Source organism: Clostridium caldaquaticum, assembly GCF_023806125.1.
Taxonomy (GTDB): domain Bacteria; phylum Bacillota; class Clostridia; order Clostridiales; family Clostridiaceae; genus Clostridium_AT; species Clostridium_AT caldaquaticum.
The window spans coordinates 14675-28005 of the sequence record NZ_JAMSKT010000026.1; the positions used below are offsets into that span (position 1 = coordinate 14675).

General features: G+C 33.0%; 8 protein-coding genes. 2 read left to right on the top strand and 6 right to left on the bottom strand.

The window, feature by feature from the left end:
• Positions 1–10: 10 nt before the first annotated feature.
• The 5 genes from gnd to uxaC form a co-directional block, all read right to left on the bottom strand.
• Positions 11–1417 carry an NADP-dependent phosphogluconate dehydrogenase gene (gene gnd, locus M2651_RS13495; RefSeq protein WP_252132860.1) on the bottom strand — a complete coding sequence of 469 codons (1407 nt, stop codon included), beginning with the start codon at positions 1415–1417 and terminating at the stop codon, positions 11–13.
• A 1-nt stretch (position 1418) separates the two neighbouring features.
• On the bottom strand, positions 1419–2972 hold the full coding sequence (locus M2651_RS13500) for a gluconokinase (RefSeq protein ID WP_252132861.1): 1554 nt from the start codon (positions 2970–2972) through the stop codon (positions 1419–1421).
• Between the two features lie 48 nt (positions 2973–3020).
• A complete protein-coding gene (locus tag M2651_RS13505; protein WP_252132862.1) occupies positions 3021–4022 on the bottom strand; it encodes a LacI family DNA-binding transcriptional regulator in 1002 nt (333 codons plus the stop codon).
• 67 nt (positions 4023–4089) lie between these two features.
• On the bottom strand, positions 4090–4947 hold the full coding sequence (locus tag M2651_RS13510) for an SDR family oxidoreductase (protein WP_252132863.1): 858 nt from the start codon (positions 4945–4947) through the stop codon (positions 4090–4092).
• A gap of 33 nt (positions 4948–4980) precedes the next feature.
• Positions 4981–6387 carry a glucuronate isomerase gene (uxaC, locus tag M2651_RS13515; protein WP_252132864.1) on the bottom strand — a complete coding sequence of 469 codons (1407 nt, stop codon included), beginning with the start codon at positions 6385–6387 and terminating at the stop codon, positions 4981–4983.
• Positions 6388–6717: 330 nt separating this feature from the next.
• Between uxaC and M2651_RS13520 the strand changes: the two genes are divergently transcribed.
• Entirely contained in the window at positions 6718–7815 is a 1098-nt protein-coding gene (locus M2651_RS13520; protein ID WP_252132869.1) for an ABC transporter substrate-binding protein, read from the top strand.
• A gap of 10 nt (positions 7816–7825) precedes the next feature.
• The gene (locus M2651_RS13525) at positions 7826–10114 is read left to right on the top strand and encodes an ATP-binding protein (protein ID WP_252132865.1); all 2289 of its coding nucleotides are present in this window, start codon (positions 7826–7828) and stop codon (positions 10112–10114) included.
• 169 nt (positions 10115–10283) lie between these two features.
• Here the strand turns inward: M2651_RS13525 and M2651_RS13530 are convergent, their stop codons facing one another.
• Entirely contained in the window at positions 10284–13196 is a 2913-nt protein-coding gene (locus M2651_RS13530) for an alpha-L-rhamnosidase (protein ID WP_252132866.1), read from the bottom strand.
• Positions 13197–13331 lie beyond the last annotated feature (135 nt).

Sequence of the window (13331 nt, forward strand, 5' to 3'; positions counted from 1 at the left end):
CCACCTTATATTAAAACCATTTATGATGGAATATTCCCTTTTTATCAACTCTTTCAAAAGTATGAGCACCAAAGTAATCTCTCTGAGCCTGAAGTAGATTAGCAGGTAGAACTTCGCTCCTATAACTGTCAAAATAAGCTAATGCACTTGAAAAGGCTGGTGTCGGTATTCCGTATTTAACAGCAGTGCAGACAACTTCTCTCCATGCATCCTGATATCTTTCAAGAATGTCTTTAAAGTATGGATCAAACATAAGATTTGCAAGATCATGATTATTATCATAAGCTGCTTTTATTTTATGAAGGAATTGAGCTCTTATAATGCATCCTCCTCTGAATATCATTGCTAAATTTCCATAGTTTAAATTCCAGTTGTATTCTGCTGCTGCTGCCTTCATTAAAGCAAAACCTTGAGCATAAGAACAGATCTTACTTGCATATAATGCTTTTCTTATAGCTTCAATAAAATCTTTTTTATCTCCGCTATAAGCTTCAACTTTAGGACCCCTTAATATTCTGCTTGCAGCTGTACGTTCGCTCTTTATAGCGGATATGCAGCGTGCGAACACTGCTTCAGTAATTGTAGGAGTAGAAATACCCAGATCTAATGCATTTTGACTGGTCCATTTTCCTGTTCCCTTTTGTCCTGCAGTATCAAGTATAACATCAATCATTGGTTTACCTGTTTCTGAATCATATTTTGTAAAGATGTCCTGTGTAATATCTATTAGAAAACTGTCTAATTCTCCTTTATTCCACTCTGCAAATACTTCATGAAGTTCTTTTTCATTAAGTTTTAGTACATTCTTTAAAAGTGAGTAAGCCTCACATATCAGCTGCATATCCCCATATTCTATACCATTATGTACCATCTTAACATAGTGTCCTGCACCATTAGCTCCTATATAAGTACAGCAAGGCTCACCTTCTACCTTTGCAGAAATAGCTGTGAGTATATCTTCTACTAATCTATAAGCATCTTCCTGTCCACCCGGCATAATAGCTGGCCCTTTAAGCGCCCCTTCTTCTCCACCGGATATACCAGCTCCAATAAATCTGTAACCTTCGTTTTCAAGTTCTTTATTTCTTCTTATTGTATCCATGAAAAAAGAATTTCCACCGTCAATTAATATGTCTCCCTTTGATAAATATGGTTTCAGCTGTTCTATTGTATCATCAACAGGCTTTCCTGCCTTAACCATTATAATAATTTTTCTAGGTCTTTCTAGTGAAGTTACAAACTCTTCAAGAGAATATGTTCCAACAATGTTTTTATCTTCAGCTTCCTGTAATAAGTCATCAGTTTTTTCTGTTGAACGATTAAATACTGATACTGTAAAACCTCTACTTTCAATATTAAGTGCAAGATTTTTGCCCATTACTGCAAGTCCTATGACTCCTATTTGCTGTTTGCTCATTTTAAATCTCCTCATTTCTCTTATTTTGGTTATTTTGGAAATTTGATATTTTTTCTAATATAATTGTTAGACTTTCAATTGATTGTTTGTATAAGTCATATAGATTTTTATAAACTTGCGTTGTTTCTTCATTTGGCTTAAACATGCGGTTTTCCTTCACTAAGTAACTACACTGCTCTAATTTTTCAACCTCGCCTACAGCTAGCATTCCAAGCATAACAGCACCTATACAGGAGCTCTCATAATTTTCCGATACAACAACATTTATATCAAAAATATCACAAAGTATTTGAAGCCATTCTTGAGAGCGAGTAAAGCCTCCGTTTGCATAAATGCATTTTACTTCTCCAACTAAATCTTTGATAGCATTAAAAACATCATTCATGTCGTAGCAAATACCTTCCATAAGAGCTCTTGCAAAATGGTTTCTGCTATGCCCATCAGATATACCAATATATGCACCTCTAAGATTAGCATTCCAATAAGGTGCTCTTTCCCCTGTTAAAAAAGGCAGAAACAATAAGCCGTTACTTCCTGGCTCTGTATTTTTAATCTTTTCATTCAATAAAACATATGGATCAATGTTTAATTTTTTAGCTTGTTCCTTTTCTGCTTCTGAAAACTCATCTCTGAACCATCTATAAACTACTCCGCCATTATTTATTGCTCCACCTACTACATATTTGTTGTTGTAAAGATAATAGCAAAATACTCTTTCTTTTTTATCTGTAACTGGTTTATCAAAAACAACTCTTACAGCTCCGCTAGTGCCAATTGTTGCCACAGCAGCACCACTTGTAATAGCATTTGAACCTAAGTTTGCCAAGCATCCATCACTTGCTCCAACTACAAATCTGCTTTGCTTTGAAAGACCTGTTTTTTTACATATATCATCATCTAGTCCATTTATTATATATGTAGTAGAAACTGGTTTTGAGAGCTTGCTTTCATCTAATTCTAAAAGCTTAAGTACATCGTTATCCCATTGCAAATCAAAAATATTAAACATTCCTGTAGCAGATGCAACGGAGTAATCTACTATATACTCTTTAAAAAACTTATAAAAAATATATTCCTTGATAGAAACAAATTTATAAGCTTTATTGTAGATTTCCGGTTTATTATCTTTAAGCCACATAAGCTTATAAAGAGGCGACATCGGATGAGTTGGAGTTCCTGTTCTAAGATAGATTTCTCTGCCCTTGCCATTCCTTTTAAACTTATCAACATAGGGTACACTTCGATTGTCATTCCAAATTATGCACGGAGTTAATGGATTTCCATCTGAATCAACTGCAATAATGCTGTGCATCATAGAACTAAAAGCTATAAATTTTAAATCCTCTCCATTTATGCCTGCCTTTTTAATACTATCCTCTAAAGTATTTATAACTGCCTTTAATATTTCATCAGGATTTTGTTCTCTGTGATTTTGTTTTGGAGAATAAATAGGATATTCTACTACTGATTTTGAAACTATCCTTCCTTCTTTGTCAAAAACAATTGCTTTTGTACTGGTAGTTCCTATATCAATGCCTAAATAATATTGTTTCATAGTTTCCTCCAATATAAGTAAACTTTTTTATTCAAATTTAACAGCGGATTAAATTAATTCCGCTACCGACTCTCTCTTAATAAGTACTGTATCAATGTATATTTTCTCTCCTTTTTTGCTGCTATCTTCTATAATACTAAAAAGCTTCTCTGCACCTATTCTGCTTACTTCATTAATAGGCCTTTTAACAGTGGTTAAAGCTGGAGTTATAAAAGCACCTAACTGACTATCATCAAATCCTATTATAGAAATATCCTTTGGAATACTAAGTTTTGCTTCAGCTGCAGCTTTTATTGCACCTACTGCCATTTCATCATTTGAGCAGAATACTGCTGTTGGAATCTTAGTTAACTTTAATAGTTTTTTCATGGCATTGTAGCCACTTTCAAAAGTATAATCACCTTCAACCATATATTCACTGTTTATCTGCAGCTTATTATCTATCATTGCATTTAAAAAACCATCTTTTCTTTCATTTGTAGCTTTAAATTCCTTTTTTCCCTCTATTATAGCTATATCTTTATGTCCCATACGTATTAAAAAAGTAACAGCATTGTAGGCACCTTTTTTATCTCCAGACAGTATATTAACTACAGAACTATCATCTATATCTCTATTTAATACAACAAGCGGTATATTTTTTTTAAGTACATCATAAATAAAAGAATTGTCGCTGCTGCTTTGACTCATCAATATAATTCCATCAAATCTCTTTTTGTTTATTGATATAAAGCTTTTATAATCGTCTATTCCTCCAACTACCAGATTATAGTTTTCCTTCATAACACTATTTACACCTCTAATAGTATCATAAAAAAATCTTGAAGATGTTACTTCACTTAAGGTTGAAAAGAATAACCCTATATTATAAGACCTATCAAGTACCAAGCTTTTAGCATTATAATTTGGCACATAATTAAGCTGCTTTGCTATATCCATTATTTTTGTTTTTGTGTCTTCATTTATAAATGGACTATTATTAAGTGCTCTAGAAACAGTTGTATGAGAAACGTTCGCAATTCTAGCTATATCTTTTATTGTAACTCCCATTTTTAACACCTCGATGTAAATAATTAACATTAATATAATATCATATAAAAAGCAGCTAAACTACTATTTAAACTCCAGAATAGGCTGAAAATCCTCCATCAACTGGTACAACTACTCCGTTAACAAAACTTGAAGCTTTGCTGCTTAAAAGCCAAAGAAGCGTTCCTAATAATTCTTCCATTTCTCCAAAACGTCCCATTGGAGTAGCATTTAATATTTTATGTGCCCTATCAGTATAATTTCCATCTTCATTAACAAGCAGTGATTTATTTTGATTTGTTATAAAAAAACCAGGTGCTATAGCGTTTACTCTAATTCCTACTTTTGAAAGATGTACAGCAAGCCATTGAGTAAAATTTGAAACTGCTGCCTTAGCTCCACTATAAGCAGGAATTCTTGTAAGAGGTGTAAATGCATTCATAGAAGAAATATTTATTATAGTAGCATCTTCTTTTCCTATCATATCCTTAACAAAGGCCTGAGTAGGAAGCAAGGTTCCCAAAAAATTCAAGTTGAATACAAACTCGATTCCTTTAGGATCTAAATCAAAGAAAGTTTTTACTCCCTCCTGCTTATTTAGAATATCCTCTTTAAACAAGTAGTCTTTTGTGGTGCTTCCTTTAGGATTGTTTCCACCAGCACCATTTATTAAAATATCGCAGGCACCTAACTTTTCAGTTACTTCTTTTCTTGCTTTTTCAATACTTGGAACATCAATCACATTGCATTCAATACCAATTGCAGTTCCTCCAGCTGCATTTATTTCTTCAGCAACCACATCTGCAGCTTTTTTATTTAAATCAAGCAATGCAACTTTAGCTCCACACTGAGCTACAGCCTTTGCAAAGCCTGCACAAATCACTCCACCTGCACCAGTAATTACTATAACCTTATTTTTTAAATCGATTTGAAATGGTAAATTCATAAGCTTAGCCTCCTAATATTTATATTGTTCACGTTAACATTTTATAGCAAAATAATCTCTCGCGTTATTGTAACATATCCCCTTAATTATATCTCCCAAAAGCTCCATATCCTCAGGTACTTCCCCATTCTCGACCCATTCTCCTAAAAGATTACAAAGTATTCTTCTAAAATACTCGTGTCTAGTATAGGATAAAAAACTTCTAGAGTCAGTCAACATACCTACAAAACGACCCAATAGTCCAGTGTTAGCTAATACTTTCATCTGCTCAACCATACCCTCTTTGTTATCAAGAAACCACCAGGCAGCTCCAAACTGTATTTTTCCAGGTATCTCAGTTCCTTGAAAGTTTCCAATCATTGTGCTAAGAACATAATTATCCTTTGGGTTTAGAGTATACAATATAGTTTTAGGAAGATAGTTATCAACCTCTAAAGAATCTAAAAATTTAGAAAGAGAGTATGCCACCTTTTCATCATTAATTGAGTCAAACCCTGTATCAGCACCTATTTTCCTGAACATTTTTGTATTATTATTTCTTGTGGCACCAATATGTAGCTGCATTGTCCATCCTAGTTGTGAATATAACCTGCCTAAAAATTGTAATGTATAAGTTTTATATTTGCTTACCTCTTCACTGTTAAGGCTTTCTCCTTTTAAAGCTCTGGAAAATATATTAGTTATCTCTTCTTTTGAAGCTTCCGCATATGTTATGCTATCCAAACCGTGGTCAGATATTCTGCAGCCAACAGAATGAAAAAATCTGACTCTTGATTCTAAAGCCTCTAGGAAATCATCGTAACTTTCAATATTCTTCTCAGAGACCTTTGAAAGTTTTTCAATCCAAGGAATAAAACCTCCTATATTTATTTGAAGTCCTTTATCTGGTCTTAAGGTTGGCAGCACCTTTACATTAAAATCCTTATCCTTTTTCAGTTTTAAATGATATTCTAAAGAATCTGTTGGATCATCTGTTGTACATAAGGCTTTTACATTAGATTTTATAATTAAATCTCTAGCCCCAAACCCCTCATCATTTAGCATTTTGTTCACCTTATTCCAAATATAAGGAGCAGTTTTTTCATTTAAAATCTCGTATACCCCAAAATATCTTTGAAGTTCCAAATGAGTCCAATGATAAAGAGGGTTTCCTATTGCCATTGGCAATGTCTTAGCCCAAGCCATGAATTTTTCATAATCCTCTGCATCTCCTGTAATATACTTCTCGTCAATGCCATTGCTTCTCATAGCTCTCCACTTATAATGATCTCCATATAACCAGACTTCGGTTATGTTTTTGAATTTTTTATTTTCAAATATTTCCTTTGGATTTAAATGACAATGGTAATCAATAATAGGCATATCTTTTGCATAATTATTGTATAAATTTATTGCTGTTTCATTTGATAATAAAAAATTTTCATTCATGAATTTTTTCAAAATATCACCTCATTTCAAATATCAATCAAATTATTGTTCACGTTAACAATAATTATATTTTTATTATAATTTAAGCTTTGTTTAAATGCAATAAGATTCTTTAAAAATATTTCTATGATTATAAGCAATCCTTAACGTAAAGAATTTTCCTCAAATTATGAAGGAATTTATTACTTTATGAAGAATACTTATTAATGAAAAAATTATTTAGATTATTTGGAGAATACTATCATTTGATAATAAAAGGAGAATTCTAACATGAATATTAAAAATATAAAAATAATTAAAAAATCACAGCTAGCATTCAGTATTATACTGTTAATAATAATCATGTTAGTTTTATATTTTATTAATATAAAAAATAATAAGCCTATAATTATTGGCTTTGCTGCCCAATTAACAGGAAAGCAGGCTGAATTAGGCGTTCAAGAACGGAATGGAGTTCAAATGGCAATAGAAGAGATTAATGAATCTGGTGGAATTTCAGGACGTAAGATTAAATTGCTAATTGGTGATGACCGTGGCATACCTGATATAGCTCAGTCCGTAGATGCTGAATTAATTGAAAAAGGTGCTGTCGCTATAATCGGCCATTCAACTAGCTCTCAAACCATGGCAGGTTTAAAGGTAACAAATCCAGCTAAGGTAGTAATGATAGGTCCAACTATTTCTACACCTGAACTAAGTGATTTACAGGATTTCTTTTTCCGAGTTTATCCGTCATTTAAAGACAGTGCTGAAGCTTTTACAAATTATATTTATCAAAATGATGGCAGAAAACGTTTATCTATCATTTATGATATTGATAACGCATCATACTCCAAAACTTACAGTAAAACTGTTATAGATAAATTTAAATCTCTTGGTGGCAATATTATAGATTGCATAGAATTTTCTTCTGCCTCTCAGCCAGATTTTTCTATATTGTTATCAAAGTTACATGAAGCAAAAGCTGAAGGTCTCCTTATTATTGCATCGGATATGGATACAGCTCTTATTGCTCAAAGAACTAGATTGATGGGATGGAATATACCTCTTTATACTTCATCTTGGGCTCCTACTGAAAATCTGATAAATAACGGTGGTCAGGCTGTTGAAGGAATGAAATTCGAACAAGCTTATGGATTAACAAGTCAATCAGAAACTTTACTGAATTTTAAGGCAAAATATAGGGCCAGATTTGGTAAAGAGCCTTCATATGGTGCAGCACTTGCGTATGATTCAGCAATGGTATTATCATATGCTCTAAAAAAAACAGGAGGAAACTCTAAAGGATTAAGTGATGCATTATTAGAAACACGTAATTATACTGGATTGATGGGTAATTTTTCTTTTAATGAATTTGGTGATGTTATGAGGCCTTTTTATTTAAGTTCCATCAGCAATGGTAAATTCATAACTCTTGACTTATTAACGTCAAGTAACTAAGGAGGCAAAAATGGATAAAAATAATAAGTTTTTTCCTTCTCTTCGACAAGTATTTTTTAAATTGGTTCTATTTCGTTTATTCCTACCACTAGTTCTAGTGGGGCTTATTACAATTGCTATTGTAAGTTATTTATTCGGACGTAATTTTATAAATAAGGAATACCAAACATTACAAGCAGTTTCTCAAATAGTAGAAAACCATCTTGACCATGGGAGTAAAATCTTAAATGCAGTTGCTTTAGCAGCTGAAACAACGAACAAAGAAAATTTATCAACTTTTATGAAAAGTACTTTACAAGCATATAAATATTTTGATACATTATATTATTTAGATGAAAAATATAAAATTAAGTTAATACTACCTTTTGATCCACGTTATTCTGGCTTGGATATGTCTAATCTTCCAGATATTAAAATTAAAGGTGAAAATATCTCTCATCCTTTTATTTCACTTCGAACAGGTGAGCCCACAGTATATTTAATCAGCCCTATTTCTCAGGGAGCTTATATTGTAGGTGAACTTAACCTATCGTTATTACAAGATGAGATTACAAATTTAACAAATAACTCAATTAGCAACTTTATTTTCATTATGGATCAAACAGGTACACTTTTAGCCCATCCAGATTCAAATTTAGTTAAAGAGCAAGTAAATATGAGCAATTTAAAAATATTTCATAAAACTCAAAAAGAGGAAAATAATGCAATTTATATGTATGAAGGATCTAGATTTTTTGGAACTGCCGTTAAAGTAAAACGTACCGGATGGATTGTTGTAGCTCAAATTCCAATATCAGTTTTTTATAATTCTTATTCATGGATACTTGGATTAGCTTTCTTTGCATCATTTATTATTTTGTTGACTTTAATGTTGAACCTGAGAAAACAACTTCAAAAATATGTAATTGCTCCTTTAGAACAACTCAGTCGAGAAACAAACGCCTTAACTTTTGGAAATTTTAGCAATAATAATTTTTTATTATCCGTTCCTGCTACCTTTGCTGAGTTAAATAAACTTTCAACTGATTTTCAGTTTATGAGCAATAGTTTAAAAGCACGCGAGACTGCATTACGAGAGAGTGAAGAACGCTATCGAGGCTTGTATAACAGAGTACCAATTGGTCTCTTTCGTGCAACTTTATCCGGTAAAATAGTAGATTTCAACCCAACTGTTATGGATATTTTAGGTTATACTGATAATGAAGAATTGTTAAATACTAATATTAATAATTTTATATATTCTTCTTTAATTAATAACGAACTAGAATTAGTGAACATGAAAGATGTATGTGAACTAACGGATTTTGAATTACAGATAAAACGTAATGACGGAACAATAATCTGGGTACAGGTAAACTGTCGCATTGTTTATAACAATAAAGAACAGCAACAATACTTGGAAGGAAGTATACAGGATATTACTCTGCGCAAATATACAGAAACTATGATTAAGGAGCAACAGAAACTTCTTTTAAAAGCAGAACAACAGCAGAGGGAAACACTTGAAAAAGCCCTTGTTATGAAAGATGAATTTATATCTTTAATCAGTCATGAATTTAGGACTCCATTAAATGTTATTTATTCCGCCATTCAATTGATCGAGTGCGTTTATATTTATCAATTGCCAGATAGAGTTAAAGAACTTATTAGTAATATAAAGCAAAATACATTTAGACAACTTAGGCTTGCAAATAATTTATTAGATATTACAAGAATAAATTCAGGACAAATTAATATTCATACACGAAACATAGATATAGTTTTATTAACTAATGCTATCACAGAATCAGTAAGGGTATACGCTGCTCAAAAAAATATAAAAATATCCTTCAATACCAATGTAGAAAAAAAGATTATTAGCATAGATGATGAAAAATATGAACGAATCATATTAAATCTTCTTTCTAACGCTATAAAGTTTACGGAAAATGGAGGAAAAATTACTATTGAATTTAATGTAATCAAAAAATCCAATAAAGTACAAATTAAAGTAACTGATACAGGCATTGGTATTCCTAAAGACAAACATGCATTGATTTTCGAGCGATTTGGTCAAGTTGATAATAACCTGTCCAGACAAGCAGAAGGTATAGGTATTGGTTTATCCCTTGTAAAACTATTAGTAAATATTTTAGATGGCACAATAGAACTAGAAAGTGAGTTAGGAATGGGAAGTACCTTTATAGTTGAGTTGCCTGCAAAAAAAGCAGCAGAGGATAGTATATTAGAGCCTTGTTTTGATATAGACGACCGATTGTTAAGAAACATTAAAGTTGAGTTTTCAGACATTTATTTTTAATCAAGTCCCATCAACTGAGCTAATAGCTTAATTAAGCTTAAAAAAATGAGGTTACGTAAAAGTATGTAACTTTTACTATAACCTCATTTTTCTATTCCTTGTACTTGTAACAATACTTAACAAGTATCTTACAAAAATACTAGATCACTTGTTTCAAAAAATATTTAACTTACGATATTGTCCTAACTTCAACCGGAACTGCCTTCAATTTCTCATTCAAGTCATTAAGATCAGTTGTACCACCTAACAGCATCATAAGCATAAAAGAATCTGGTCCATTAGCTGCATCAGCAATACTATATGGCAGTTCTATCCCCATATCTCCACTAACTACCTTAAGGAGATGAGGCACCGTTTCAGCAAGAACAGCCTTAGTCTTAGGATTGGCTAACAACTCACGTAAAGGTGATTCAATAGAGTATTCAAGAACATAATTTTTTGCAGGCATATAGTTAAAAGTATAAGTACCTGCCTCTAATGTAACCTTTACTTTATCTCCTTCCTGTTTAGCTGTTAAAGCATTAATACCATTAATTTTATTAAGTTTTGCATCTGGTAAATAAACTTCAGCTTCTGCATTGAAAGGAACAGTAACCTTTACTGTCAATGAGCCATCTTTTTCTCTAAACCAGCCGCTTTCAATGATACCCATAGAGGATTTTAGGGTAGCTTTGGCGTGATACAGCTTACCATATACTTCAGGTTTTAACACAAATTTTTTAAAGCCTGGTGCTTCTTCTAAAGGATTTATACCACACATATGACGATACATCCATTCAACTATAGAACCATAGGCATAATGATTAAGAGAATTCATACCAGTTCCTGATATCTTACCGTCAGGCAAAATAGAATTCCATCTTTCCCAAATAGTGGTTGCCCCCATAATTACCTCATACAACCAGCTAGGATAATCCTCCTGAAAGAAAATTTTATAAGCACTTTCCGAATCTCCATTTTCAGAAAGAACTCTGCATAGATATGGAGTTCCAATAAATCCAGTTTTTAAATGCATTCCACTCTTTTTCAGCAGCAGCTGTAGATCCTTTAATACTCTTTTTCTAACCTCAGGCTGAACCAAATCAAAATGCAGAGCCACTACATGTGCTGTCTGTGTGTTGATGGTAGAACGACCATTTTTAGAGAAAAACTCATCCTGAATAGCCTTTTTTACTTCTTCAGTGAGCTTTCCATAAAATATTGCATCTTCATCATAACCAAGTACAGAAGCTGCTTTAGATAGAATATTGGTAGATAGACAATAATAAGCAGAAGCTAATAAACCATTGTCTGTACCACCCATAACTCCACCTTCTACAGGACCATCAAGTGCAAGCCAGTCTCCGAAATGAAAACCTACCGTCCATAATTTTCTATTACCAGATTTTTTATCTTGTTTACGAATCCAGTCCACCCAGGCTTTCATGCTTGGATATTGTCTTTCTAAAATTGCTTTATCCCCAAAATGCAGATATAGCTCCCAAGGCACCACAGTTGCTACATCACCCCAGGCACAAGAACCACCTCCAGCAAAGCTTGACTCAGGACTTTTTACTTTAGTAAAGGTAGGAACAACACTGGCAACCATACCATCACAGAATTTCTGTTCTTCATAAACATCTCTCATAAACTTAGAATAAAAAGCGTAAGTATCCATATTAAATGATGCAGTTCCACTAAATACTTGTGTATCACCAGTCCATCCCATTCTTTCGTCACGCTGTGGACAATCTGTTGGAATATCCAGAAAGTTACCTTTCTGCCCCCATAAAGCATTTAGGAAAAGGCGGTTTACATAAGGATCAGAAGTCTCAATTTTTCCTGTTTCCTCCAGATCCGAATAAACAACACATCCTGTAAAATCTTCAATATTAATGGGTTCTGTAAATCCTTGAAGCTTTGCATAACGAAAACCGAAAAATGTAAAACTTGGCTCAATAATTCTCTCGGTTCCATCTGAAGTATAGACAAATTCCGCTTTAGCATTACGAAGATTATCACGATAAAAATTATTGTCTTGTAAAACCTCACCGTGCTGGATTCTTATAGTTGTTCCTTTAGGTTCATGTATACGAATACGCAGCCATCCTACCATATTTTGTCCCATATCTAACACCCACTCTCCTGCAGGAGTATGGATTAATTTTACTGGTTTTACAGTTTCCTTAACGATAACAGGAAGAGATAGTCTGTCTTCTACTTTTCCAAGTCCTTTAGCATCAAATTCTTTTACACAATCCCAATCTGAATCATTAAAATCTGCATTAGACCATCCAGGAATCTCTAAATTTGCATCATAAACCTCACCATCATAAATTCCATCAGAAATAATCGGAGAAGGTTTACATTTCCAGTCTGCATCTGTACCTATAACTTGAACTGAACCGTCCTCCATGATAATACGCAACTCACATAGTAACGCAAATGAACGGCAGTAAGGAGTATTAAAGTCGCCAAAGGTTCCAAAACGACCTTTTGCCCAGCCATTAGCAAGCATAGCACCAACAGCATTGTCTCCTTCCTTTAAAAGTTCAGTAATATCATATGTCTGACATTGTACCCAGGCGTCATAAGTATTACAATAAGGTGTCAGATATTCTGTTCCAACTCTTTTTCCATTAATCTCAAGCTCATATAATCCCATACCAGTTACATAAGCTCTGGCAGATTTAATTGCACTCTTTATAAAAAAAGATTTTCTAATATATGGGTGAATGGTTGTATCCTCCCATCTTGGGGTAATCCATTTTGCTACCCAACTATCTTCCCGTTTACCAGTCTCAAACCAGTTAACTTCTGAAACTGCTTCATCACCAGTATCTCCCCATACTTTTACAATCCAATAATATCTTGTATAAGGAGTCAATGTAATTGGAAGCTTTACAGCCAAACTTGAAAGTTCACTACTTTTACCACTATCATAAATAATTTCCTCTAGTTCTGCATCCCTGGCCACAATAACCTGTGCTGCCACCTGTTTCTTAGAAGTTGTATCTTCTGTAATCCAGGATACAGTAGCTTGCTCCATGCCAAATCCAAGAGGGTTTATAATATGGTTTGTTTTACATGATGTAATTTTCATCTTTACCTTCTCCTTTTCAATGTTATATTGATGATCATTCATATTAACTATCATTCCTTTCGCTGTGCTCAAGGCACAAAAATTTATGAAAATGTATATTCTGTACAAACTCTGTCAATAATATAGGCAAGTATG

What these genes read in the sequence shown, in the direction of transcription:
- M2651_RS13520 (WP_252132869.1), top strand. Translation starts at nt 6,718, where the DNA reads ATGTTAGTTTTATATTTTATTAATATAAAAAATAATAAGCCTATAATT.
- M2651_RS13525 (WP_252132865.1), top strand. Translation starts at nt 7,826, where the DNA reads ATGGATAAAAATAATAAGTTTTTTCCTTCTCTTCGACAAGTATTTTTT.
- M2651_RS13530 (WP_252132866.1), bottom strand. Translation starts at nt 13,196, where the DNA reads ATGAAAATTACATCATGTAAAACAAACCATATTATAAACCCTCTTGGA.
- M2651_RS13500 (WP_252132861.1), bottom strand. Translation starts at nt 2,972, where the DNA reads ATGAAACAATATTATTTAGGCATTGATATAGGAACTACCAGTACAAAA.
- M2651_RS13510 (WP_252132863.1), bottom strand. Translation starts at nt 4,947, where the DNA reads ATGAATTTACCATTTCAAATCGATTTAAAAAATAAGGTTATAGTAATT.
- gnd (WP_252132860.1), bottom strand. Translation starts at nt 1,417, where the DNA reads ATGAGCAAACAGCAAATAGGAGTCATAGGACTTGCAGTAATGGGCAAA.
- M2651_RS13505 (WP_252132862.1), bottom strand. Translation starts at nt 4,022, where the DNA reads ATGGGAGTTACAATAAAAGATATAGCTAGAATTGCGAACGTTTCTCAT.